The following is a 24,292-nucleotide window of genomic DNA, read 5'->3' on the forward strand; positions in this document are numbered from 1 at the left end:
TTTTGCGTATGTTTGCGATTTAAGATTCGCAAATAAAATAGCATTTTACCCCCCCCCTATCTTAAATTTTCCTTAAATGTGAAGTAAGTGTGAAGTAAATAAGATTAATGTAAATTTATGTGCGTAGCTTGGAGGTGGTAGATTTATAATGATTAAAAATACGGCAGTTTGGTGAATGTGGCGAATAGCAGAAAGAAAAGTTTGAAGCGAACTCCCATTTGCTTAAGTTTTTTTGCTTAAATTTTATAAGGCGGATTTAGTGCTACTTACTATAGGATTTGCGGGGAGTAAAGAGAATTTAAAATAATATTATTATAAATAATTATTAAATATAAAATCTAAATTTTGCTTATGGCGATGCGAGAGTCCCTCATAGTTTTAGCAAAAAAAGAGATACTAAACTTTACAAATACGATAGATTTATATTGTAAAAAGCAGAATCTTAAGCAAATAATTAAGACGAATGATTGGAATAAATGCGATAAATAGACATTTGCCAATATTTATTATGTGAGATTGATACTTAACTTAATATTTGCTTATATGTAATACTTAACATATAAGCTATATTTGACAATAATTATATTTTAGCGTTTGATGCTTAGTATTTCTTAAACTAAAATTATATAAGATTCCGCTATCGTTAATTTTGAAGGAGATTATTATGAAAATAGCACATAAGACAAACGCTATAAGAGATTTTTTTGAATTTTGTAAGGATAATGAGGTTGAGTTTGTAGATTTTAGATTTACTGATATTAAAGGCACTTGGCATCATATTAGTTTTTCGATGAGTGCCATTAATGAAGATAGCTTTAAAGGTGTTCCAATAGATGGCTCTTCTATCGCAGCTTGGCAGCCTGTTGATAAATCTGATATGCTTCTTATTCCAGACCCAGTTCGATATTTTTTAGACCCATTTACGGCAGATACTACTATTATTGTTTTTTGTGATATTTGGGATATTTATAAAAATCAGCCTTATGAAAAATGCCCTAGAAGTATTGCAAAAAGAGCAATTCAATATCTAAAAGAATTAGATATTGGAGATGTGGCTTATTTTGGACCTGAGAATGAATTTTTCGTATTTGATAGTATTAAAATGAAAGATTCTATAAATTGTCAATATTATGAAATTGATACAGAAGAGGGCGAGTGGAATAGAGATAAAGAGTTTGAGGGTGGCGTAAATATAGGACATAGAAGTGGGACAAAAGGTGGATATTTTCCAACTCCGCCGATAGATTCTATGGTTGATATTAGGGCTGAAATGGTAAAAGTGCTAAATCAAGTAGGATTGGAAACATTTGTGGTTCACCACGAAGTAGGTCAAGCTCAAGGTGAGATTGGCGTAAAATTTGGTGATTTACTAGAGGCTGCAGATAATGTGCAGAAGCTAAAATATGTTGTAAAAATGGTTGCTCACTTGAATGGCAAAACAGCGACATTTATGCCTAAACCGCTATATGGTGATAATGGTAGCGGAATGCATGTCCACACTAGTATTTGGAAAGATGGTAAGAATCTTTTTGCTGGTAAGGAATATCAAGGCTTGAGTGATACAGCATTATTTTATTTAGGTGGTGTTTTAAAACACGCAAGAAGTATTGCGGCTTTTACAAATGCTTCTACAAATTCATATAAAAGGCTTATTCCGGGATTTGAAGCACCAAGTATTTTGACTTATTCCGCACAAAATAGAAGTGCGAGCATTAGGATTCCATATAATAGTGGCGATAAAGCAAAAAGAATGGAATTTAGATTCCCAGATAGCTCTAGCAATCCTTATTTGGCATTTTCATCGCTTTTGATGGCTGGGCTTGATGGTATTGTAAATAAGATTCACCCGGGGCAACCGATGGATATAAATCTATTTGAGCTAACGCTTGATGAGATTAGAGAGCGAAATATCAAGCAGCTCCCACACACATTGCGAAGTGCGATAGAAGAAATGTTAGCTGATAGGGATTATTTAAAAGAAGGTGAGGTATTTAGCGAAGAGTTTTTACAAACCTATAAAGCATATAAGTTTGAAACAGAAATATGGCCTTGGGAGGCACGACCTCATCCATTTGAATTTATAACCACATATTCTTGCTAGTTTTATCTAGATTCTTTTAAGAATCTAGATTCCCAAAATACACAAATCCCACAAGATTCTGTTATTTCTAACAATTCAACTTTAAAAAAGGGCTTAAATGAGGATTTACCGCTAATAAAAGCAAAGCTTACTCCCACACATTGATACACAAAACCGCACAAGATTCGCGGAATCTAGTAGATTCTAAAACTTCACAGAATCTACAAAATACACAAGATTCCATAGATTCTAAGAATCTAAATGAGAATCTAAGATATAAAGATTCCCAAGATTCGGCAAATCTAAAGAATAAGGAGAATGTAAATTAGATTCTAATGCTAGATTCTGCATTTTTAGATTTACCTAAGATTCTCTAAATCTTAGCAGTTTTCATAGAATAAAATCTAATTAAATTATTTGGAATCTTAAAATAATCTTAACTTATTAGTATTCCGCACCCTCGCCACAATTAAAAACTTCTGCTTGCAATCTTACAGATTCCCTTTCATTTTTTTGCAATATTTTTTACCATTTTTGCAAGTATAGCTTTCCTTTGTGATATATACCATCGCCCTTTTCTCATCTTTTACAACATATCCAGCGTTATTTTTTAGGTCGTTCATAGCACCATCTAGCAATTCCTCATAGGTCGCTCCCCTAGTTCCTTTCGCACTATCTTTGCCATCTATTTCGCCCAATAATACGCAATTAGGAGGTGTGTATTTCACTATAGTGATTTTTCTCCCCTGTGCTTCGATTGGCTTTGGCTGGAAGATTGGTCCACAACCAATAAAAAATACCCCTACAATTGCGATTAAAGCATATTTAATCATCTTGTTTCCCCTCTTTTGTTTGATTTGGATTTAGTTGTTTACCTCGATTGCCTTGAACTTTGTCGTATTGCTTATTTGTCCCCTTTGTGCCTTTGTTTGCATTTGGAATATTTGCACTATTGTCTTTAGGGTCGATTTTGTCTTTTCCCATTTGTTCTCCTTAATATAAAAATATTACTCTATTATAATAGAGTGAAATAAAATTCTAAAACAACTAAACTTAAAAAAATCTATAATAGTAGAGTTTAGTATGCAAAATGGCAAAAATTTTGAGTTTGATAAAGATGAAATTGCTCATTTTCATTTTCGAATCGCCCAAAATGTCGCTAAAGCTAGGAAAGAAAGGGGCTTATCACAGCTTGATTTAAGTCTCTTAATCGGCTATAAGTCCGTGTCGCTCGTGGCTGGAGCAGAAGCAGGATATAAAAATATACATTTCAATTTGGAGCATTTATACAAAATCGCTAAGGTGCTAGAGATGGATATTAAGGATTTATTTTAGAATCCTAAAAATTCACAAGATTCTTACTCTGCAAATCTTAAAATTACAAATCTTATACCACTCTTTGGAGATTAAATAAAAATAGGAAATGGCAAATAATCCAAAACTTTATTTAGGTGGGTAATATTTACTAACGATTACTTCCATTTCTTGCGAATCCTAAAAAATAAAGTAAAAATTATTTACATTTATAAACTAAAGCTACAATATTTACTTCTTGAGTGCTATTTGGGTTGTTATCAAGGATTATTTTATTGCCTCGTGAGTTAATTGTAATCTTATTTTGATTAGATAGGAAATACATTGTATCTCCACCAAGTTTATATGCTTTATTCTTAGCATCATTAATTGCACCCTCTGTTACAAGCGACTCATTAAAAGAATGGGTGTTTTCCTGATAGCCATAAACCTCACCGAGATAAGCACAAGTATCGGGTGGCTCTGTTGTTACTATTCTAACGAATCTAGCATTAGAATCTAACGCATTTATCGTCCCCGCACAACCTATGAATAAAAAGCTACTTAGCAATACTAATAAAATACTTTTCATTTTTAACTCACTTTAAATTTGACATTCTATATTCTACTACAATTAGCACCCAAAGCATAATTATTATTCTTTTTGGCTTAGTTTTAAAAATTTATATTTTAATTCCTCAATGCTTTCTATATTATCAGGGTCGGCTAATATCGCATCTACAGGACAAACACTAATACAACTAGGCTCATCATAGTAACCTATACACTCTGTGCATTTATCTGGGTCTATAATATAAATAGGGTCTCCCTCGTCAATCGCCTCATTTGGGCATTCCTCTCTACAAGCATCGCAAGCTATACATTCATCATTAATCATCAAAGACATAAAAGCTCCTTTTAGGTGTTTATAGTGTGGATTTATAGCATAAAATTTTTTAAAATAATTAAATTTGGATAATAATTTTAATATTTTTGGTGGATTATCATTTTACCATTAGGTATATAGGGTAGATTCTCTAAATCTTGTAGCATAATAAAATCAAAATAAGATTCTATGTATTTTATATCATTTGGTAATAAAATAGATACTAAGCCCAGATTTGAAGCAAACTCAAATAGGAATCCTAAAGCATCGGAATCTAAAATATTACCATCTAATATAATCATATCTGCCCCATATACGACAGATTCTAGGATTTGGTATTTTGATATGATAATATCCTTATGTATTATTAGATATGGGCTATATCGCCTAGCTATGGCAACTAAAGATATATCATCGCTTAGGATTGTATCTACAATAACCAATTCTAGATGTTGGTTTAGAGATTCTAGGCTTTTTTCATTATTAATCTCTACTGCATCGATGATTTTTTTATCATTTTGTATGCAATACTTAAAATCCCTATCAAATGCACGCGGGAGAAAAGGATTGCAAGATAAACTTCGCCCAAGTAGATGAAAATCTAATTCATTGCTTCTTTTTAACACATTCTCTTTTGTTTTCTCAACTAAGGATTCTAGGGAGTTTTTTGCAGAAAATGTGCGTTTTATTTTACTAAACATTTTTCAATCATTTCTAAATGCTCTTTTATTTCATCTTCTTTTTCTACGATATTAGATGGGATTCTATTCATAATATTTTTCGCAGCATTGCAATCATTTTTTTTATAAAGCCCCCACGCAAGGGAATCTAAATATGCCGGATTATTCGGGTCTAGGCTCAAAGCCATATTTACATACTTTATGCCCTCATCTATATCAACATCAAAATCGATTAATAAATATCCTAAATAATTATAAAATATATGATTTTGCTTGTCGCTCAATGCTTTTTTAAAATTCTCAATTACTTCTGGCAAAACAGATTTTTTATCACTAGCATCTTCAAAATCAATAATCGCCAGAATCCCCAAATATGTATTATCTTTTGTTTTATTAAAAGCTTCCTTTGTTAGGATTCTTGCGTTTTTATAATCCTTTTGCATCATATATAAATCAATCATTAGATTATCATCAAATTTATATTTATTTGCTAGTTTGAGCGCCTCTTGCCCTTTATCATTTAGCATATAAACCCTAGTAAGATTCTCTGCATTTTGTTCATTTGGATTCTTATCATAATAATATAAATATAGGGATTCTAACTCCGTAATAATCTTACTATTTAGTGCTAATTCAGTTATGATTTGAGAAAATTCATCACTAGTGCCATTTGGAAAATATTCTTTAATAAGCGGAATACTTGCATTAAAATTCTTATTCATAATATCAATAGAAACAATGAGTAGCAAAATGCGTTCATTTGGCTCATCTTGAAAAACCTTTAGGAGATATTGCCTAGATTCATTGAAATCTTTTTTTAGAAAATATAAATTACTTAGAATCTTATTATTAGTTGCATTATCATCTAAAGCCACAATTTCCCTATATACTTTTATAGCATCATCAATCCTATTTAAAGCCATATAGCTATGTGCTAAAGAATGCTTTATATTTATATCATTATTGTTGATTTTCTCATAATCTTTTATGTAATTTATCGCATCATTAAATCTGCCTAATTGTATTGATAGATTTATCATTTCCTTTAGATATTCTAGCTTTTTTGTGCTATTGTAAAGATTCTCATAGATTTCTAAAGCACCTTGATAATTATTACTATCTAATGCATCTAACGCCTCTAAAATATAACTATCTTCTAATGCATTAGCAAAAAGATTTATATTAAAACATAATAAGATTGCAAGAATTATTTTTTTACTACGCCTATACATTCTCTAAATGCTCCTTGTGGATTGATTTTAAAAATATCCCAAAATGGGAATGTTTTGCAGTTTTTAGGGCGAAATTCATAGATACTACATCTATTATTGGAATCTAAAAAAATACATTCTGCTCTATTGCTATCCTCTATTAATGCATATCGATTGCCAACTTTTCGCAAGTATTTTAATCCAAATTCATCTAAGCTAAGATGTAGAAATGATGCTATTTTTTCTATTTCATCAATTTCTAAAAATACATATCCATCGCCGATACAGCATTTTCCTCCGCATTCTTCACACTTACTTTCATCAAAGAAAAAATCAAACCCCGTTTTTTGTATCATCTCTACTCCAGATTATCTAGCTTTATACTTAGTGTTTTACAAGTTTTAAAAATTTCTTTTGCTTCCTTAGTGTTCTCGCTACCAATAAAATTATACAATGGCGGAAGGATTTTTGTTTGACTTTTTGAAATCTTGCATTGACACATCATTAAATTAGCATTTTTGTTTTCTTTTGGATACACAAAACGCAATACTTCTATATTAAAATTATTAATCTCTAGGGAATGAAAAACATTTTTAATCTCTTTTGCATCATAGCAAAAGATAAAGATTCCACTTGGTTTTAATGCATTTTTTACGAATCTAACTAGCTTTGATAGCGGAAGATTCTCACTTTTTTTTGCTAGATATAGATGATTATTCTTAGAATCTAATATATCTTTGCGATAGAAAGGGGGATTTGAGACAATAACATCAAAACCGCTGAGTTTGGATTCTAATATATCACCATTCACCACATCACAAATAATATTATTATGCTTTGCATTTTTTAGAGCTATATTTGTCATTAAAGGATTTATATCATTTAGTGTTAAATCAATCTTAAAATCTCTAGCACAAAGTAGCCCCAAGATTCCGCAACCTGTGCCAATATCAAGTAATTTTATATTATCTTTTAAAAAATTTCGTATAAATGAATATAAAAATAAGCTATCACTATTATAACAATACCCATTGCTTAATTGATAAAGTTCTAGCTTTTTTGTATCCACAATAAAATATCCTTATCCATTTTCATAGAATGCAGAATCCTGCCATTAAAATCGCTATAAAAATTACTTCCACTTTTTATTTGTGGTGAAATAAATACTAGCAAACAATCGATTTTATTTTTTAGGATTCCAAATAATTCCGCACCACCTTCAATAATATTAAATCCATCGAATGGAATAGCATTAATATTGCTAATAAATTCAACTTTTCTATTATTAGAATCTTGAAAAATATTAAGATTTTTATGTAGTTTATTCTCTCTACCAATCACAATAATATCTGGAGATTTTCCATTTATAAGCCTAGAATCCAACAATGGATTATCATTTAAGATAGTTTTTTGCGATATGATAATTCTATCGGCTATATTTCTAAGCTTATGAGAATAGATTCTTGAAAACTCGCTTGATATAATGCCACCATCGAAACTACCATTTAATCGTTGGGCTATTTTATAGATGCTAAAAGATTTATTATTACACATACATAAAAATGGAAAAAGCAAATCTCTCCCCATATTTTCTAAGATTCCACATTCGACACTAATGCCATTTTTCCTAAGAGTAGAAATGCCGCCACTTGCAATATTATTTGTTTCTGGGGCGGAGATGAAAATTTTCTTAGGTTTTAAGATACTCAAAAGCTCTGCACAAGATGGCGTTTTTCCAAAGTGATTGCAAGGCTCTAGCGTTACGAAAATACTTGTATTGTGAAAAATGCCATTGTGATTCTTAATCAAAAAGTCATAAATCTCAAATGGATTATTGATATTTTCTAATTCTTTATTATTTGTGAGTTTTATATATGCACTTTTTAAAGCCTTTAATTCAGCGTGAGATTGTCCATAGATTTGATGAGATTCTAGGCTTATAATCGCATTATTACTATCTAGGATTAAAGCCCCGACACTAGGATTTGGCAAACTTAGGGCTTGGGATTCCCACGCATAGTTTAATGCAAGATTCATATAGAATTCATTATTCATAATAATTGCGATTCATTACCATTCAAATATGCTTTTAGCTTTTTTAATATCACTATATTTAAAATATTGCTTATCTAAGAAGAATCCATTTTCATTAGATTCTCCTAAGATTCCAATTATTTTTGTTTTATCTTGTAATGTTATTTGTATTTTATCCCCAAGTGATAGTTTAAAATGATTTGGTTTTGTTAGCTTTCGCTCTAACCCCGGAGAGCTAACCTCTAAGAAATATTCATTATCAATGGGATTATAAACATCAACAAGTGGCGAGATAATATCGCTTATCTTTTCGCAATCTTCAAGAGTTATGGGATTTTGGGCGGTTATCGATACACGAAAAATATTAGAATCATTCTCTTTTAAAATCTCAATATCATACAAACTATAGCCATTTTGCTCTACGATATTGGCTATTTGAGATTCTAAGTCATTCATTATTTGAGACCTCTTTGTGGATTTTTTTAAATATTAAATCTAATTTAGTTAGTTCCTCTACCTCAACATCAAATTCATAGCTAAGATTGGGTATTTTATACCAAGAAAGTGAGCTTTGCAGATATTGCCTTATTATTCCATTAGCCTTTTTTAGTAGTTTTAGAATCTCTTTTTGCTCACTTTCTATTAATCCAGTATTATCAAGAAAAACCCTAGCAAATTCTTTCCCCTTAGAGCATTCCACTCTAACTACACTTAGATTATTTAATCTATTATCATTTAATGCGAAAAAAGCCTCTTGGAGGACTTCTTGCAGGAGAGATTGGGTTTTTAGTATTTTTATATTATTCATATTTTTTGTTGTTTATATACTTCTTTTATAACCTCAATATTATCACTTACTTTTATATCATTAAAGGAATCTAGCATAATTCCACATTCATATCCTTTTGTTACTTCTTTGACATCATCTTTAAATCGCTTTAACGATGAAATATTGCCTGTATGAATTAGCTTATTCCCGCGTAATAAGCGAACTTTTGCACCTCTTTCTATAAATCCATCATTTACAAAACAACCTGCAATTATATTTCCCTTGCCAACACTAAAAATATCTCGCACTTCAAGATTCCCAACAATCTCTTCTTCTACTATTGGGCTCATCATCGTTGCAATAATTTCCTTTACATCATCAATTAGATTGTAGATTACAGAATAGCTTTTTATGCTTATATTTTGCTCTTTTGCTTTTGCCTTTAATATACCTAGAGGCTTGACATTGAATCCTAAAATATATCCTTTCGAGCTAACGGCAATAGCAATATCGTTTTCTGTGATATTGCCAACTGATGAGCTTATGATATTTACCTTTACTTCATCATTACTTAATGCCTCTAGGGAGGATTTCACTGCTTCTAATGAGCCTTGAGTATCAGCTTTGAGAATAAGCAATAATGGCTTTAACTTGCCTTGAGCGACCACCGAGCTTAATTCATCAAATGAAACTTTTGTGCTTTTGCTTAATTCCTTAGCTCTTAGATATGATTTTCTTTTTGTGGCATATTCTTTAGCTATAGCATCATCATCAACACCAACTAAGATTGCCCCTGCACTTGGAACTTCATTTAATCCAACAAGGAGGGCTATTTGAGATGGGTTTAATTCATCTACTTTTGAGCCATCATCTTTGATTAAAGCACGAACTTTTCCATATGCAGTATCAGCAACAACGCTATTACCGACTTTTAATTTACCTTCTTGGACGATAACAGTTACAATCGGTCCTTTTCCTTTATCAAGGCTACCTTCTAGCACAACAGCTTTTGGCTGAGAGGCAATATTTGCTTTTAATTCCATAATCTCAGCTTGTAATAAAATAGTATCAAGCAAATCATCTATACCTTGTCCAGTTTTCGCACTAACAGGGACGAAGTCGTATTCCCCGCCCCAATCGGCAGGATTATAGCCAATCTCCGCCATCTCTGCTTTTAATTTATCAGGATTCGCCCCCTCTTTATCCATCTTATTCATCGCAATAATAATCTGCACATTAGAATCTTTTGCGTGGGCTAGAGCCTCTTTTGTTTGTTGTTTTACGCCATCATCAGCAGCTATCACAATAATCGCAATATCAGTTACTTGTGCCCCACGAGAACGCATATTTGCAAATGCTTCGTGTCCCGGCGTGTCGATAAATGCAATATCTTTGCCATTTCTATTAACCATATATGCACCTATGTGTTGTGTAATACCACCTTGCTCGGTTTTTGAAATCCTTGATTCTCTAATATAATCAAGTAAGGAGGTTTTTCCGTGGTCTACATGCCCCATAATCGTAACAACTGGTGCTCTTGTGATGAATTCATCTTTTACATTTTTATTTATCTCTAGGTATTCTAGCTCTTGTGTTGCTTTTGAAATCTCTATTGAGAGATTAAATTCTTGAGCGAGAATCTCTATAAGCGTGGCATCTAAAAAATCATTTTTAGTTACCATTTCACCCATATTAAAAAGCTTGGAGATAATATCCGTTACTCTAAGATTCACCTTATCGGCAAATTCATAAACGCGTATTTCATCTGGAATTAATATATTTTTGGAGTTTTCTTGAGAGGTTGTATTGGTATGATTTATTTGATTATCTCTTTTGCGATATGTTTTACTTCTACTCTTTTTTCTATCTCTGCCAATATTATCGACAAACCAAGGATTCGCCCTTTGGATTCTAACCCTATCAGTTATTATTTTTTCCTCTTTTTCCTCTTCAGCTTTGCCCATTTCACTTAAATCAAAAAGTATAATCTCATCATCATAATCAATACTTGTTTCACCTAAGTTTCTATTTATGTCAATTTTTTCAATTTTTTGCTCATTCCTCTTCTCTTGTGCTTTTCTATCTTTCTTTTTATCTTTTTCTTTTTTAATTTTAATTTTTGATTCGTTAATTGGCTCATTGATACTAGTAGAATGCAGAATATTGTCTTTTGCTTCTTTTGCTTCCTCTATTTTTTTTAAATCATTTTCTTTTGGGGTATCTTGTATGTTATTTTTAGAAACAATGATTATTTTTCTTACCTCTGGAGTTTTGATTTCAACTTGCTCTAAAACTTCTTCTTTTTGTTTGGTAACCTTAGGTTTTTTAACCTCACTTTTCTTTGTTTCACTTTTTTTGGATTTAGCTTCGCTCTTTTTTACTTCGCTTTTTTTAGATTCACTCTTTTTGGTTTCACTCTTTTTAGCGTCGCTTTTTTTAGATTCTGCTTTTTCTGCTTTTGGTTTAGGAGCTGTAGGCTTTTTAGGAATAATACCTTGTGCAATATAATTATAAATCACTTCTGCTTGATTTTGTTCTACGCTACTATTTACACTTTTTATTACAATGTCAATTTCTTGTGCTTTCAGTATTACATCTTTTGCTTTCATACCTAATTCAGTAGCAATTTGTGTTACTTTTACTTTTGGTAATTGTTCTTTTGCCATCTAAAGATTGTCTCCTTCAAAAATTTTATTAAACTATCATCACTATTAATCTTGTGAATCTTACAAATTATATGTGCATAATTCTTATTTACTATGCAACTATTACATACATAAAAGCTTCTGCCATTTCTCGTCCATTCGCATAATTTACCATTTATAACTTGAAGACGCAAAAGGCTTTTTTGTTGATGTCTTTTTCTACAACAAATACACATTCTAATTTTTATCATTATACCAAAAAGCCTATTGTATAGAAATACCACTATTATCAAACTCAAGCTCTAAGATTCTAAAATCCCTAAATTTATCACTTAAAACTTTGGCTAGATTTGCCGCATCATCACGATAACAAATATTTAAAAATGTAGAGCCACTCCCAGATAAAACGCTCATCAATGCCCCTTTTTTTAATGCTTCTTTGCGAACAGAAAATAAAACAGGAAATAATGCCATTCGCTTATCTTGGTGAATCTTATCTTCTGCCGCGATTTTTAGTAGATTCCACCTTCTTGACATAAAAATACCGCTAATCATCGATGCCCTTGATATATTAAAAATCGTATCATTAAAGCTACATTGTTTTGGGAGTGCTTTTCTGGAATATTTCGTAGAAATCGCTTTATTTGGAATTACAACTACCGCTTTTATATCATTAGCGATTTTTTGTTTGACATAAAATACCCTACCATTTTTAACCATTGCTATATTAAAGCCACCATTTACGGCAGGAGTGATATTGTCTGGGTGTCGCTCGTATTTCACTGCTTTTGATAGTATTAAATCTCTTGTATATGGAATCTTTAATATCTCATAGGCTGAAACTATTGCTCCTACGATAACTGCTGAACTGCTCCCAAGACCACGAGAAATGGGAATATGATTTTTCAAACAAAAGCTAAATTGTTGCTCTTTACCACCTAAATCAACATATATATCTTTAAATACCTTAATAAAATTATTATCTTTTAATAATTTTGGGATATTTTTGCCCTCACCTTCAATCCTAATACTTTGCAATATTGATGGTGTAACTATAAAGTCATTATATAAGCCCAAAGCCAAACCCAAAGTATCAAAACCCGGTCCTAAATTAGCACTTGTAGCGGGGATTCTAACTATCAACAAAACTCCTATAAAGCCGGTAAAATATAAAGTGGAAAACAAGAATCACTAAAAATACTAGAATCTAATTTATTTGGTAATTCAAATCTTGCATTTTTTTTATCATTTAATTGTGTTGTTTTAATTACACCATTTTGTTTTAAAAAGTGAATCTTACCATAAGCGTTTATAAATTCATCTTTAGTAAAGCTAAAAGAATCGGCACAAAATAATTTTATTCCCTGTATGATATAAAGTGTTTGCAGAAAAATATGAGTTAATTTTAAAGAGCTAAAATTACCCGGTCCATTTGCATAAAATATATTTTCAATTTTATAATTATGCAGAATCTCATCAAATAAAGATGACAGAATATCGCTTGTCTTGCCATCTTTTATATATTTTTTCACTAAATATCCGTTTTTGTAGATTCCAAGAAGAATTGGCGAATTAACACTAATTAGTAAAATATCACATTTGTGTAGCATACTCTAGCTGTTCTTCTTTTGCTTGGCTTTCTAGTGTTACAACCTCATAAGCCTCGCTTTCGGCAAGTATCTTTTTGGTTAGAAAATGATTTAGTTTATGGCTACCAGCAAAGCTAACATAAGTGCCAATTAGTGGCATTCCTAAAATACTCATATCACCAATAGCATCTAGAATCTTATGTCTAACAAACTCTTCTTTATATCTAAGTCCGTCTTTATTTAGGATTCCGCTCTCATCAAGCACGATACAATTTGAGAGATTCCCACCTTTTGCAAGTCCAATTGAACGCAAATAATTCACTTCTTGTAAAAATCCAAATGTCCTAGCTCTAGCTATCTCATCTTTATATGCTTGAAGTGAATAAATAAAATTATAATGCTGCTCTTTTATCGATTGATGGTCAAAATTAATCGTAAAATCAAATATAGTTTTATTGCTCGGCTCAACCCTAACAAACTTTTCGCCATCATTGATTTCTATTGTTTTCTTAATAGCGATGGCTTTTTTATCTGCATTTTGCTCTAAGATTCCAGCCTCATCTAATAGCATACAATAACCTATCGCACTTCCGTCCATTATAGGCACTTCTTCATTATCTAATACAATTCTTATATTATCAATTCCATATGCGTGTATAGCGGAAAGTAGATGTTCTATTGTGGATACCTTTGCATTATCTTTGCCAAGCACAGTTGCTAAAGTGGTGTCTATAACATTTTCTGGGCAAAGCTCTATGCTCACACCTAAATCACTTCTATAAAATACTATTCCACTATTTTCACTTAAAGGCTCTAAAACCATCTTTACAGATACGCCTTTATGAAGTCCAATACCAACTAACTCTATATTTTTTCTTATTGTTCTTTGTTTCATTGTGTTATCCTAATACATCTTTAAAGCTATATTTAACTAAAGCGACAAAATATCTTTAATATTTAATTTTCCATTTTCTTTAATGATTAGATTAAGTTTATATTTTAGCATATTTGGGGTTATTATTTCGCCTTGAAATAAAATTTTACCCTTAGTAATTTTAGCTAGGATAAGAAATTCTCCATTACATTCCACATCGCCTTCGCATTCTCCAAAGATTAAAACACTGCCATCGCTGATAATCTTAGAAGCACTATTAACGCGATTAAATACAAAAATATCGCCTTTATTATTTATATTCTCGCCACTTCTAACGACTTTTTGTATGATTTTGCTTTTAGAAATATTGGCATCCAAATTATCATTATTTATATTAGGTTTTTCTTTTTTTATTTCAATCGTTGGTGGTTTTGCATTTAATCTTAAATGTTTATTCTTAATATAATCAATATCATTAGAATCCAAAAATTTCTTTAAATCATCGCTTAGATTATCAAAAACAAGTAAATATCCTTGTAAAATTGGTAGATTCTTGGTTATAAACTGCTTTAATTCATCATCATTATTATTTTCTAAAATATGAAAAATTCGTATATTTTTTTGGTCAATATTTGGCACTATCTATTCTCTATTATTGATTTTGCTTCTACTAAAATATCGTTGATATTTACTTTTAGCCACTTGCTATCCATCCACTCTGTGCTTAAAACAGGCGTTCCTTGAATCCTTATTTCAAAATGTAAGTGGTCGCCAAATGCAAACCCACTTATGCCCGTTCTCCCTATAATACTACCTTTTTTAACTTCATCACCTTCGCTTACATAAATCTCACTTAAATGAGAATATAAACTAGAGATTCCAAATCCGTGGTCAATCATAACAGTATTGCCATAGATTCCAAGACTTTCGCTTAAAACGACAACACCATCATTTGAATTAGTAACTTGTGCGTTTTTGACATTCGCTAAATCCGTTCCTAAGTGATAAGATTCTCCGGCGGGTTGCTTATCTATGGTGTATTTTCTATGGTCTCCATAAAGCCCTACAATAACAAAATCTTTAAGTGGTTTGAATACATTTATATCCGTTGTAAAATATGTTAAATCTAAATTTAGTATTTTAGATTTAATAGTCGCTTCATCTCTACCTCGTATCGTCTCATTGACATATCTAAACATATTAAAACGAGATGTAAAATCATATAATGAAAATTCATTTGCATTTTCTATCAATTCAGCTACTTTTCCATCAATAAAGCTATTTTTTAGGGCAAGATGTGAAGTGCGATAAACCTTTGAATATTTTGCAAAACCAATATTTGATTTTTTCACATTACCAGCTTTATCTTGTATTGTTATTAAACCACGAAAACTTGGATTATGTATAGACCAAGGAATAATACTCACATAATAATTTTCTTTTAAAAATGGAAATGCCACAAAACTTTGATACCCATTGCTAATGGAAATATTGGCAAGATTCTCATCTTTGGCAAAAAATACCACAGCCGCACTGCCACCTTTGGTAATCTTATTACTCATAGCTACGATTCTAGCAACGGGAATCTTCGTGTCTATTGTAAATTCTAATTTAGCATTTGAAGTATTTCCTAAAAAAAATCGAAAAAAGCTATTATCTGTAGCCTCAATTCTGTATTGGAGTTTATCACCATTTGAGATATTGATTTTTGGTATTGGTAAAATAAGCTCTATATTTTTTTGATTATTCCCTTTTTTAGATATTAAAATGGTTTCTTCATCATCTTTTATAAAAATAATTTTATATGATTTAATACCACTAGAATCACTAATTTTGATTGGAATATCCCATTTTAGATTCCAATATGATATATCTGGTATATCAATATTTGGCTTTTCTCTCTCAAATTTCGATGACGAATAGATAAAAATAGCTATACCAACACAAATAATTAACACAAGAAAAAATAGAAAATTATTCTTTTTTTTACGCATAAATGACCTTAAATTGAATGTTGTATTGTAACGATGATTTTATTAAAAATACATTACAAATCATACTTTCAAAAGCCTTAGATGATTTATTGAAATTGTGAAGCAATTTCTTCTGTAGTTTGCAACACCTTAGCCACTGCTCTAAATAACTCTTGAGGAATATATTGGTCAATTTCAGTTAATCTATAAAGTTCTCTTGCAAGCTGTGGATGCTCTCTTATTGGGATATTATGCTCTCTTGCTATTTCTTTAATCCTTATTGCGAGTAAATCCGTCCCTTTTGCCAATACAATCGGTGCTATATCTTCATTCAATACAAATTTTATAGCGACTGCATAATGCGTTGGATTCGTTATTACAACAGTTGCTTTTGCCACATTTGAAAGCATTTTTCTTGAAGACATTTTACGCATTGTTTGGCGGATTCTAGCTCTAATTTGTGGATTCCCCTGTAATTGTTTGTATTCATCTTTTACTTCTTGTTTTGTCATTTTAAGATTCGTAATATATTGTCTTCTTCTAATATAAAAATCTAAAGCCGCCATAAAGAAAAATAAAATAAGTAGTATTGACCCTAGAATCAAAGCTTTATCTTTAAGCCAAATCAATTGGTAAAATATATTTAAAAATGCGATATTTGGAAGCTCTTTTAAGAATCCTGCAAAGATAAAAAATCCCAAACTAAGTGCAATTGAGACCTTAAGTGTAATTAAAAATCCATCTAATAATTTCCTCAAAGATATAACATTTTTTAATCCAGTTATTATATTTATTTTAGAAAATTTTGGAATAATGGTTTTTATGGTGATTAAAAATCCAAATTGAAGAATATTACCCGCAATCCCAGCAACAAGAAGTGCAAGAAAAATCGGTGCTACAATAATAATACTTTCAGTTATGATAAAAATCGCAAGATTAAGTGCTCCTGTGTCATTAAAATCATTAAGATTAAAATTCATAGCATAAACAAAAAGATTCTCAATTTTCCGCCCTAAATATGGCAAAAGTAGAAAAATAATCCCAAACCCAACAAAAAGTGCAAGGAATCCTGTAACTTCCTGACTTTTGCCTACATTACCCTCTTCTCTTGCTTTTTGCTTTTTATATTCGCTGGGGAGTTCCGTTTTTTCGTCTGTTTGTGCCATTATCTACTCTAATAATTTTAATGCTTTTTTATAATCACTTTTTGTGTTTAGATTGAAAAACTCAAGTTTATCAAAATAGATGGATTTTGTATAAAAATGTTCTAATAATTCCATAATTTTAAAATTATTCATCTCTATTGCTTCTTTTAATTTTTCTTTTGTTTTAGCACTCCAAACTGCAACTAATGGGTGAGTTTTCGTGGAATCTTTCGCATAGGTTACATCATAATCATCACTATTATTTGATAGTATTTGAAATGTTTTTAACTTAACTAGCGGACAATCACAAGAGATAAAAAATAATTTATCTATATTTGTTACATCAAAAGAATTAAGGATTCCAACTATCGGGGCAAATATATTACTTTTTTCAACAATAAAATCAATAGAATCTACATCAATAGGCGGATTTTCAAGATTATATTTAGATAAATCATCTTGCAAAGCACTAAGGATAGAATCTTGCTGGAAATCTTTTATTGAGATAAAAACTTTTTTAAATATCTTAGAAAGCTTAATATATTGATATGTTATAAGTTTATAATCTCCAAACGGCAATAACGCCTTATTTGCTTTCATTCTACTACTTTTACCACCACATAAAATTACACAATTCAAATAAATCTCTCCGCTTAAAATCAATTTCTTATTCTACATTACTTTATTTTAATAAGCAAAAAATATATTTTTTTGTTTGGATTCTGGGTTGGAAAATCTTTTATATTTTGTAGATTTTTGGTGGTTTGAGAATCTGGATTCTGTGAAGTTACGGAATCTTGAGAATCTTTGGCGATTTAGATTCTAAATCTGCGGAATCTTGGCGATTTTAGAATCTTAGATTCTATACGAAACATTTATAATATTTATAAATATTCAAAAATGGATATTTATTAAAAATCTTATTTTATTTTGTTCTAAAAATAATAATTAGATTCTTTAGAATCTATAGTAGAATCTAAAGAAATCAAGATTCCACGAAACGATAATGAAAATAAAAAATAAAATTTTGATATTCTTAATTACTATTATTTCCTTGCTTTTGGCGTATTTTGCCTTTATTTTTTTTAGCTTTAATCCCAAAGGAGACCCATTTGAAAGTCGGTATAGCAAAACTATGCTTGATAGAAATAATGAAATTCTAAGCATTTTTTTAAATAAAGATGAACAATGGCATCTAAAAAATACCGCAAACTTAAGCGATAAATTAAAAATTGCAACATTAACATTTGAAGATAAAAATTTTTATTCACATCTTGGATTTGACCCTATTGCATTAATTCGAAGCCTTTATATTAATATAAAATATAAAAGAAAAGTCGGTGGAAGCACGATTAGTATGCAAACCATAAAACTACTACAAAAAAACAAGCGGACATATTTTAATAAAATTAAAGAAATCATTCTTTCTCTTCGCTTAGAGAGTTTGTATTCAAAAGATGAGATTTTAGAAATGTATCTAAATAATGCCCCATATGGTGGAAATATAGTTGGTGTGAGTGCTGCATCTTTAATGTATTTTAATAAAAGCACAGAAAATTTAACTTGGGCAGAATCTGCACTTCTAGCAGTGTTGCCGAATGCTCCGGGTCTAATTCATTTGAAAAAAAATAATGATATATTAATACAAAAAAGAAATAAATTACTCCAAAAACTACGAGATAAACAATATATTGATGATGATAATCTAAAACTTTCTATGAGTGAAAAACTCCCAACCATAAAAAGAGATAGAAATCTAGCATCGCATTTAGCATTAAGATTCCCACAACAATCGATAATTATTAGCACTATTGATAAAAATATACAAATTATTTTAGAGGAAAGATTAAAAAGCTATCATAAAAAACTACTAAATCTTGGAATTAATAATCTAGCTGGAATGATTATTGATACACAAACTAGTGAGGTATTAGGATATGCTGGCTCTCAAGATTTTTTTGATATTGAGGGGTTTGGACAAATTGATGGCATTATTGCCAAACGAAGTCCGGGTAGCATTTTAAAGCCACTTTTATATGCATTAGCAATTGATGATGGGTTGATTGCTCCCCAATCCAAACTAGTCGATGCCCCGACATTTTTTTCAAATTTCAAACCCCAAAATGCTTCTAAAAAATACTATGGCTTAATTAGTGCAAGAGAATCCTTAATAAAATCTCTAAATATCCCATTTGTAGGTTTATTACAAGATTATGGATATGATAAATTTTTCTTTAAGTTAAAAGATATATTGGGTTTTAGCGATAATAATTTTGAAAGATATGGATTATCTTTGATACTTGGGACGAAAGAATTAAGCATTGAGGATATTGCTAGAATCTATGTAGGACTTGGAAATTATGGAGAATTTGGGAATATTTATTACACAAAAGATTCCACTAAAAACCCTAAAAAACGACTTTTATCAAAAGGAAGTGCCTATCTCACACTTGATGCTATGAGATATTTAGAGCGAATGGGTTTAGAAAATCGTTTTATAAATAAAAAAATATTTTCTTGGAAAACAGGCACAAGCTATGGGAGAAAAGATGCTTGGGCGGCTGGAACTTCACCAAAATATACTATTGTTGTTTGGAGTGGAAATTTTAGCGGGGAATCTAATCCAAATCTATTTGGACTAAATATCACAGGGGAACTTTTATTTAATATCCTAAATGATTTAGGCGATGTTGGAGGGGAGTTTGATAAACCTAATGATTTAAAAGAAATAACGCTAGATAGCCCAAGCGGATATAGATATAATGAGGAATATAAACATATAAAATCATTCAAAGCAATATATCCAAAAATGGCTAAACCTCTTAGATACTCACCATTTTTACATAATGTTTTTATAAATAAAGATAAAAAAGAGGTGAATTCGCTTGATGTAGATTTTATCAATGCAGAGGAGATTACAAAAATAGTCCTACCTCTTTCGTTATTAGAATATTACAAAGAACAAAATATTGAGATTAAAAAACAAACAAAATCCCTACAAATTTTATATCCTAAAAATCACCTCTCAATCATCTTAACAAAAGATTTTGAAGGTGAGAATGAACTTATTGTAAGAATTGCAAATATAAATAATGGTAATGTTTGGTGGTATTTAAATAAAGATTATATAGGAATGGACAATAAAACCACAAAAACATTAAGACTAAAAGCTGGATTCTATACACTTAGTGTAATAAATGATAATGGAGATAGTGATAGTGTAAATTTTACTATTTCAAAATAGTATTAAAATACACAAACCCCCTTCCATCTTTAAAGAATTATTAAAAAAATATTGTTTATAATTCATTAATTATATTATTTAATATTTATTTACAATAAAGGGGAATGTGGATAGATGAAAAGAAATGGTTTTTCTATGATTGAATTAGTTTTCGTTATTGTTATATTAGGAGTTTTAGCCGCAGTTGCTGTTCCTAGATTTGTAACAACTAGGACAGATGCACAAGTAGCAATGCTAAGAAGTGATATTGCTTCCACGCTAAAAGCAATCCCAGCTAGAATCTTTGCTGAGAATCTTGACCCAACAGCAGCTACTCCAGCTGGATTTAATTCTTGGAGTGAATGGATAATAGACACAGGCGGATTAGATAGAGGTAGATGGATTTCAGTGAATTTACCCGTAGGTAGGGGAGTGGCACCTATAGCAAAAGATGGCGTATATTGTGGAGCTACACAGGAAAGCGACGCGGTTATCGCTATTAGCACTAGTGGGAATTTAGTATTTGAGCCAAAGAATGTAGCCAAAACAAATAGTGCCCAAACGCTTTGTAAATCTTTGATGAATTCCTATCCAAGTGGCTCAAATAGAGTTATTCCACTTGCTACAACGGGAGCTGTTAAGTTTTAAGATTCTATTCTAGAATCTTATTGGCAGTTAAAGCACTCGATACTTCTATCCATCACCTCATCTTGGGTTATTCCATTGGTTTGCTTCTCGGCATCTGGGCTTTGGCTTCGTAAATAATAAGTCGATTTCAGCCCTAGCTTCCACGCACTCATATAAATCTCATTTAGATACTTCCCACTCGCCTTTTGCAAATCCATAAAGATATTCACGCTCTGCCCTTGGTCTATCCACTTTTGGCGGATTGCGGCAGCTTTGATGATGTTTAGTTGGTCGATTTCATAGGCGTTTTTGTAGAAGCTGTAGGTATCAAGCGTGAGATTCGGCACCACATTTGGAATCATGCCACTCAAGTTTTCCTCATACCATTTTCGGCGATAAATCGGCTCAATCGTCTGCGTCGTGCCAACTAAAATCGAAATCGAGCTAGTCGGTGCGACCGCCATTAGATAGCCATTTCTAAGCCCATTTTGCTTGACTTTTTCTCTCAAATCCTCCCAATTACACACATCAATTAGCGTGCGCTCAGTTAGCTTCAAGCTCTCCACATTTGCCAAATCAATTGGGAAAATCCCCTTACTCCAATTCGACCCCTCGAAATCTGGATATTTGCCTTTCTCTTTGGCTAAATCCGCACTTGAATTAATCGCATTAAAGCTTATTATCTCCATAATCTTATCGATTTTTTCAAAATGCTCCTTGCTGCCCCACTCGATTTGATTGCTCGCTAGCATCTCTGCCTCGCCCATTACGCCTAGCCCAATGGCACGATTTTTTAGATTTGTCCAGCGGACTTTTCTAGTTGGGTAGAAGTTCAAATCAATCACATTATCTAGCATTCTAACGGCGATTGGCACCACGCGCTCGATATTTTCGCGTGTATTTATCTTGCTTAAGTTTATACTTGCCAAGTTGCAAACCGCAGTCTCACCGCCACTTCCAATACGCTCAGTTATAAAAATCTTTTTACCATCAAGGGAATCTAGCGAAGTTAGCTTATTTGCTCGTTTCTCCACGCCCAAGTCCGTTTTTACCACTGCATTTTCGTCTAAATACCGCAAACTGCCGTCTTCAAACTCGATTTTTGTGGTGTAAATGCTTGGATTTGTATTTTGGAAAATCTCTGTGCAGAGATTACTGCTGCGGATAATGCCCTTGTGTGCGTTTGGATTGGTGCGATTGGCATTATCTTTGAAACACAAAAATGGCAAACCAGATTCAAAATAATTGGTTAGAATCTTTTTCCACAAATCTTTTGCGTGGATAGTCTCTTTTATAATGCCCTCTTTTGCCTCTAGCTCGATATATTTCGCCTCGAATTCCGTGCCCCATAAGTCAGTTAGCTCCTTGCACTCATATGGGTCAAAGAGCGTCCACATCGCATTTTCACTAACTCGCTTCATAAATAAATCACAAATCCAAAGTGCCGGGAATAAATCATGCGTTCGTCGCCTCTCCTCGCCACTATTTTTCCGCAAATCAATAAAATCATTTACATCGATATGCCACACCTCCAAATAAGTCGCAATCGCCCCTTTTCTAGTGCCTAGCTGGTCTACGGCAATCGCCACATCATTTGTGATTTTTAAAAACGGCACGACGCCACCTGCTGCATTCTTATGACCATCGATATAGCTTCCAAGCCCGCGAATCTTGCTAAAGTCCCAGCCCACACCTCCGCCATATTTGCTTAGAAGTGCCATTTCCTTATAAGAGTCAAAAATCCCCTCAATATTATCCGGCATACTTCCCACATAGCAGCTACTTAGCTGGTGGCGAGTGCTTCTGGCATTGGCTAGAGTAGGCGTCGCGGTGATGACTTCAAAGCGCGAAAGCACATTATAAAACTCCACCGCCCAAAAATTCGGGTCGCTCTCTCTGTGAGCTAAAAACATCGCAATCGCCATAAACATATGTTGCGGCAACTCGATTGGCTTATTTTGCGAATCTTTAATCAAATATCTATCATAAAGCGTTTTTATCCCCAAGTAATTAAATTGCAAATCACGCTCTGGCTCAATCTTGCTATTTAGAAAATCAAGGTCGAATCTATCGCTAAATCCTTTTAGAATCTTGCCTTCACTCTGGGCTTTTTCCAAATATTCCCTTAAGTGCTTATATCCAGTAAAGCCACTCACCTTATGATACAAATCATACAAAAACAGCCTAGCCGCGACAAAAGTCCAATTCGGCGTATCAATGTCGATTTTATCCACCGCCGTTTTTATCAGCGTGATTTGGATTTCTTCTGTTGAGATTCTATCCCTAAAGTGGATTTTCGCATCCACTTCCAGCTCACTTTGGCTAACGCCACTTAAGCCCGCCACCGCCGAGCTTGTGTATTTTTGAATCTTGGTTATATCTAGCTTTTCAATTCGCCCATTTCGCTTAATGACAGTTAATCCAGTCAATTCTAATCCTTTTAAAATTTTTTATTTATATTCTACTAATTCACTTAAAGGGAGCCTGTAGCGTCTTTGTTGCTCTTTAATCCTATAGCCAAATGGCAAGATAAGGCTCACAAACTCCTTAAATGTGTCAATTTCCAAAATCTTATGCACCAAATCCGTCTCAAAGCCTTCAATCGCACAAGAATCTATCCCCATAAATGCCGCGCAATTCATCATCGAACTCGCCATAATATAGGCTTGTTTCGCCGACCAATTCGCAATGCTCTCGCCCTTTGCTTCCTTTTTCTCTAAAAAATCTTTATAGAGTTTTTTCCAAGAATCTCGCTGCTCTTGTGTTTTCCCCCTCCTAAGCGACATAGAATCCACATAGTTTGATGGGACAATTAGCGGAGAAATGAGCGATTTTAGCACGACTAATTCCGCACAGCTGGTGATTTGCACCTGATTCCAACACGCTTCTCTTAATCTTTTTTTAAGATTCTCATCACGGATTACAAGAATCCTTGTAGGCTCCATACCCATCGAGCTTGGGGACATTCGACCAGATTCCAAAATATCTAAGAATTGAGATTCTGGAATCTTTTTATTTTCATCAAAAATCTTACACGCATGCCTAAAATCCATTGCTTTTAAAAAGTCATTCATTGCATTTTCCTTATGATTTTTACTTCTATTTTTTACTTATTGGGCGAATAAAAATAGAATCTTATCTCTCTTTCAAACTGGAATTTTACCAAATTTTAGAATCTTAAAAAGCTTAAATTTGAATCTAGATTCTTAAAATCTCAAAAAATCTTTTATTTTTTTCTATAAAATCTAGGCAATTTTTTTTTA

At 32.0% G+C, this 24,292-nt stretch carries 27 protein-coding genes; 6 read left to right on the forward strand and 21 right to left on the reverse strand.

The annotated features are described in order from the left end of the window. The first annotated feature begins 357 nt into the window (after positions 1–357). The 3 genes from CCY99_RS09735 (at position 358) to CCY99_RS09355 (ending at position 2,409) form a co-directional block, all read left to right on the forward strand. On the forward strand, positions 358–489 hold the full coding sequence (locus CCY99_RS09735) for a hypothetical protein (protein WP_258442859.1): 132 nt from the start codon (positions 358–360) through the stop codon (positions 487–489). Positions 490–664: 175 nt separating this feature from the next. Beyond that, positions 665–2,101 carry a type I glutamate--ammonia ligase gene (gene glnA, locus CCY99_RS00005; protein ID WP_112059362.1) on the forward strand — a complete coding sequence of 479 codons (1,437 nt, stop codon included), beginning with the start codon at positions 665–667 and terminating at the stop codon, positions 2,099–2,101. Between the two features lie 140 nt (positions 2,102–2,241). Continuing rightward, positions 2,242–2,409: a hypothetical protein gene (locus CCY99_RS09355; protein WP_181646767.1), complete on the forward strand. Its 168-nt coding sequence runs from the start codon at positions 2,242–2,244 to the stop codon at positions 2,407–2,409. 162 nt (positions 2,410–2,571) lie between these two features. Here the strand turns inward: CCY99_RS09355 and CCY99_RS00010 are convergent, their stop codons facing one another. Beyond that, on the reverse strand, positions 2,572–2,913 hold the full coding sequence (locus CCY99_RS00010; protein WP_112059363.1) for a DUF4156 domain-containing protein: 342 nt from the start codon (positions 2,911–2,913) through the stop codon (positions 2,572–2,574). After that, positions 2,906–3,064 (reverse strand): hypothetical protein, encoded by a 159-nt coding sequence (locus tag CCY99_RS09360; RefSeq protein ID WP_181646768.1) that lies wholly within the window; start codon positions 3,062–3,064, stop codon positions 2,906–2,908. The genes CCY99_RS00010 and CCY99_RS09360 overlap by 8 nt, the downstream gene beginning before the upstream one ends. Before the next feature lie 99 nt (positions 3,065–3,163). Here CCY99_RS09360 and CCY99_RS00015 point away from each other — a divergent pair, with 99 nt between their 5' ends. Next, the gene (locus CCY99_RS00015) at positions 3,164–3,415 is read left to right on the forward strand and encodes a helix-turn-helix transcriptional regulator (RefSeq protein WP_112059364.1); all 252 of its coding nucleotides are present in this window, start codon (positions 3,164–3,166) and stop codon (positions 3,413–3,415) included. A gap of 178 nt (positions 3,416–3,593) precedes the next feature. On the opposite strand, the gene CCY99_RS00020 is transcribed toward CCY99_RS00015, so the two are convergent. The 17 genes from CCY99_RS00020 to CCY99_RS00105 all read right to left on the reverse strand — a co-directional run bounded on the left by CCY99_RS00020 (position 3,594) and on the right by CCY99_RS00105 (position 17,842). Beyond that, positions 3,594–3,965 (reverse strand): DUF4156 domain-containing protein, encoded by a 372-nt coding sequence (locus CCY99_RS00020; protein WP_112059365.1) that lies wholly within the window; start codon positions 3,963–3,965, stop codon positions 3,594–3,596. Between the two features lie 63 nt (positions 3,966–4,028). Then, complete coding sequence (locus tag CCY99_RS00025; protein WP_112059366.1) at positions 4,029–4,280, reverse strand: YfhL family 4Fe-4S dicluster ferredoxin; 252 nt, start codon at positions 4,278–4,280, stop codon at positions 4,029–4,031. A 77-nt stretch (positions 4,281–4,357) separates the two neighbouring features. Further along, positions 4,358–4,960, reverse strand: coding sequence for a hypothetical protein (locus tag CCY99_RS00030; protein WP_112059367.1), 603 nt, complete (start codon positions 4,958–4,960; stop codon positions 4,358–4,360). Then, positions 4,945–6,171 carry a CDC27 family protein gene (locus tag CCY99_RS00035; RefSeq protein ID WP_112059368.1) on the reverse strand — a complete coding sequence of 409 codons (1,227 nt, stop codon included), beginning with the start codon at positions 6,169–6,171 and terminating at the stop codon, positions 4,945–4,947. The genes CCY99_RS00030 and CCY99_RS00035 overlap by 16 nt, the downstream gene beginning before the upstream one ends. After that, positions 6,147–6,506, reverse strand: a complete 360-nt coding sequence (locus CCY99_RS00040; RefSeq protein ID WP_112059369.1) for a YkgJ family cysteine cluster protein — start codon at positions 6,504–6,506, stop codon at positions 6,147–6,149. Before CCY99_RS00040 ends, CCY99_RS00035 begins: the two co-directional genes overlap by 25 nt. A 2-nt stretch (positions 6,507–6,508) precedes the next feature. Beyond that, on the reverse strand, positions 6,509–7,219 hold the full coding sequence (locus tag CCY99_RS00045; protein ID WP_181646769.1) for a methyltransferase: 711 nt from the start codon (positions 7,217–7,219) through the stop codon (positions 6,509–6,511). Then, entirely contained in the window at positions 7,201–8,205 is a 1,005-nt protein-coding gene (gene ribD, locus CCY99_RS00050; protein WP_112059371.1) for a bifunctional diaminohydroxyphosphoribosylaminopyrimidine deaminase/5-amino-6-(5-phosphoribosylamino)uracil reductase RibD, read from the reverse strand. The genes CCY99_RS00045 and ribD overlap by 19 nt, the downstream gene beginning before the upstream one ends. A 15-nt stretch (positions 8,206–8,220) precedes the next feature. Further along, entirely contained in the window at positions 8,221–8,640 is a 420-nt protein-coding gene (rimP, locus tag CCY99_RS00055) for a ribosome maturation factor RimP (RefSeq protein ID WP_112059372.1), read from the reverse strand. Next, positions 8,633–8,992: a 30S ribosome-binding factor RbfA gene (gene rbfA, locus CCY99_RS00060; protein WP_112059373.1), complete on the reverse strand. Its 360-nt coding sequence runs from the start codon at positions 8,990–8,992 to the stop codon at positions 8,633–8,635. The genes rimP and rbfA overlap by 8 nt, the downstream gene beginning before the upstream one ends. Beyond that, positions 8,989–11,619 (reverse strand): translation initiation factor IF-2, encoded by a 2,631-nt coding sequence (infB, locus tag CCY99_RS00065; RefSeq protein ID WP_112059374.1) that lies wholly within the window; start codon positions 11,617–11,619, stop codon positions 8,989–8,991. The genes rbfA and infB overlap by 4 nt, the downstream gene beginning before the upstream one ends. 243 nt (positions 11,620–11,862) lie before the next feature. Next, entirely contained in the window at positions 11,863–12,741 is an 879-nt protein-coding gene (gene thrB / locus CCY99_RS00075) for a homoserine kinase (RefSeq protein ID WP_112059376.1), read from the reverse strand. An 8-nt stretch (positions 12,742–12,749) separates the two neighbouring features. Beyond that, positions 12,750–13,130, reverse strand: a complete 381-nt coding sequence (locus CCY99_RS00080) for a hypothetical protein (RefSeq protein ID WP_181646770.1) — start codon at positions 13,128–13,130, stop codon at positions 12,750–12,752. 61 nt (positions 13,131–13,191) lie between these two features. Next, positions 13,192–14,082 carry a UDP-3-O-acyl-N-acetylglucosamine deacetylase gene (gene lpxC, locus CCY99_RS00085; RefSeq protein WP_112059378.1) on the reverse strand — a complete coding sequence of 297 codons (891 nt, stop codon included), beginning with the start codon at positions 14,080–14,082 and terminating at the stop codon, positions 13,192–13,194. A gap of 36 nt (positions 14,083–14,118) precedes the next feature. Continuing rightward, positions 14,119–14,700, reverse strand: coding sequence for a septum site-determining protein MinC (locus tag CCY99_RS00090; RefSeq protein WP_181646771.1), 582 nt, complete (start codon positions 14,698–14,700; stop codon positions 14,119–14,121). Further along, positions 14,700–16,055 (reverse strand): M23 family metallopeptidase, encoded by a 1,356-nt coding sequence (locus tag CCY99_RS00095; RefSeq protein ID WP_112059380.1) that lies wholly within the window; start codon positions 16,053–16,055, stop codon positions 14,700–14,702. Before CCY99_RS00095 ends, CCY99_RS00090 begins: the two co-directional genes overlap by 1 nt. An 86-nt stretch (positions 16,056–16,141) precedes the next feature. Then, a complete protein-coding gene (gene flhB, locus CCY99_RS00100) occupies positions 16,142–17,200 on the reverse strand; it encodes a flagellar biosynthesis protein FlhB (RefSeq protein WP_112059381.1) in 1,059 nt (352 codons plus the stop codon). Positions 17,201–17,203: 3 nt separating this feature from the next. Then, on the reverse strand, positions 17,204–17,842 hold the full coding sequence (locus CCY99_RS00105) for an NTP transferase domain-containing protein (protein ID WP_346436630.1): 639 nt from the start codon (positions 17,840–17,842) through the stop codon (positions 17,204–17,206). A gap of 343 nt (positions 17,843–18,185) precedes the next feature. On the opposite strand from CCY99_RS00105, the gene pbpC reads away from it, so the two are divergent. Continuing rightward, positions 18,186–20,423 carry a penicillin-binding protein 1C gene (gene pbpC / locus CCY99_RS00110; RefSeq protein ID WP_258442860.1) on the forward strand — a complete coding sequence of 746 codons (2,238 nt, stop codon included), beginning with the start codon at positions 18,186–18,188 and terminating at the stop codon, positions 20,421–20,423. A gap of 114 nt (positions 20,424–20,537) precedes the next feature. After that, on the forward strand, positions 20,538–21,050 hold the full coding sequence (locus CCY99_RS00115; RefSeq protein ID WP_112059383.1) for a prepilin-type N-terminal cleavage/methylation domain-containing protein: 513 nt from the start codon (positions 20,538–20,540) through the stop codon (positions 21,048–21,050). Positions 21,051–21,067: 17 nt separating this feature from the next. Here the strand turns inward: CCY99_RS00115 and CCY99_RS00120 are convergent, their stop codons facing one another. Both CCY99_RS00120 and CCY99_RS00125 read right to left on the reverse strand, forming a co-directional pair. After that, a complete protein-coding gene (locus CCY99_RS00120; protein ID WP_112059384.1) occupies positions 21,068–23,458 on the reverse strand; it encodes a ribonucleoside-diphosphate reductase subunit alpha in 2,391 nt (796 codons plus the stop codon). Between the two features lie 21 nt (positions 23,459–23,479). After that, complete coding sequence (locus tag CCY99_RS00125) at positions 23,480–24,103, reverse strand: NAD(P)H-dependent oxidoreductase (protein ID WP_112059385.1); 624 nt, start codon at positions 24,101–24,103, stop codon at positions 23,480–23,482. Between the last annotated feature and the right edge of the window lie 189 nt (positions 24,104–24,292).

Origin of the sequence: Helicobacter sp. 16-1353 (genome assembly GCF_003288815.1) — a bacterium.
GTDB lineage: Bacteria > Campylobacterota > Campylobacteria > Campylobacterales > Helicobacteraceae > NHYM01.

Coding starts and splice junctions, on each gene's coding strand:
- CCY99_RS09735 (WP_258442859.1), top strand. CDS start 358: ATGCGAGAGTCCCTCATAGTTTTAGCAAAAAAAGAGATACTAAACTTT.
- glnA (WP_112059362.1), top strand. CDS start 665: ATGAAAATAGCACATAAGACAAACGCTATAAGAGATTTTTTTGAATTT.
- CCY99_RS00010 (WP_112059363.1), bottom strand. CDS start 2,913: ATGATTAAATATGCTTTAATCGCAATTGTAGGGGTATTTTTTATTGGT.
- CCY99_RS09360 (WP_181646768.1), bottom strand. CDS start 3,064: ATGGGAAAAGACAAAATCGACCCTAAAGACAATAGTGCAAATATTCCA.
- CCY99_RS00015 (WP_112059364.1), top strand. CDS start 3,164: ATGCAAAATGGCAAAAATTTTGAGTTTGATAAAGATGAAATTGCTCAT.
- CCY99_RS00020 (WP_112059365.1), bottom strand. CDS start 3,965: ATGAAAAGTATTTTATTAGTATTGCTAAGTAGCTTTTTATTCATAGGT.
- CCY99_RS00025 (WP_112059366.1), bottom strand. CDS start 4,280: ATGTCTTTGATGATTAATGATGAATGTATAGCTTGCGATGCTTGTAGA.
- CCY99_RS00030 (WP_112059367.1), bottom strand. CDS start 4,960: ATGTTTAGTAAAATAAAACGCACATTTTCTGCAAAAAACTCCCTAGAA.
- CCY99_RS00035 (WP_112059368.1), bottom strand. CDS start 6,171: ATGTATAGGCGTAGTAAAAAAATAATTCTTGCAATCTTATTATGTTTT.
- CCY99_RS00040 (WP_112059369.1), bottom strand. CDS start 6,506: ATGATACAAAAAACGGGGTTTGATTTTTTCTTTGATGAAAGTAAGTGT.
- ribD (WP_112059371.1), bottom strand. CDS start 8,205: ATGAATAATGAATTCTATATGAATCTTGCATTAAACTATGCGTGGGAA.
- rimP (WP_112059372.1), bottom strand. CDS start 8,640: ATGAATGACTTAGAATCTCAAATAGCCAATATCGTAGAGCAAAATGGC.
- rbfA (WP_112059373.1), bottom strand. CDS start 8,992: ATGAATAATATAAAAATACTAAAAACCCAATCTCTCCTGCAAGAAGTC.
- infB (WP_112059374.1), bottom strand. CDS start 11,619: ATGGCAAAAGAACAATTACCAAAAGTAAAAGTAACACAAATTGCTACT.
- lpxC (WP_112059378.1), bottom strand. CDS start 14,082: ATGAAACAAAGAACAATAAGAAAAAATATAGAGTTAGTTGGTATTGGA.
- CCY99_RS00095 (WP_112059380.1), bottom strand. CDS start 16,055: ATGCGTAAAAAAAAGAATAATTTTCTATTTTTTCTTGTGTTAATTATT.
- flhB (WP_112059381.1), bottom strand. CDS start 17,200: ATGGCACAAACAGACGAAAAAACGGAACTCCCCAGCGAATATAAAAAG.
- pbpC (WP_258442860.1), top strand. CDS start 18,186: ATGAAAATAAAAAATAAAATTTTGATATTCTTAATTACTATTATTTCC.
- CCY99_RS00115 (WP_112059383.1), top strand. CDS start 20,538: ATGAAAAGAAATGGTTTTTCTATGATTGAATTAGTTTTCGTTATTGTT.
- CCY99_RS00125 (WP_112059385.1), bottom strand. CDS start 24,103: ATGAATGACTTTTTAAAAGCAATGGATTTTAGGCATGCGTGTAAGATT.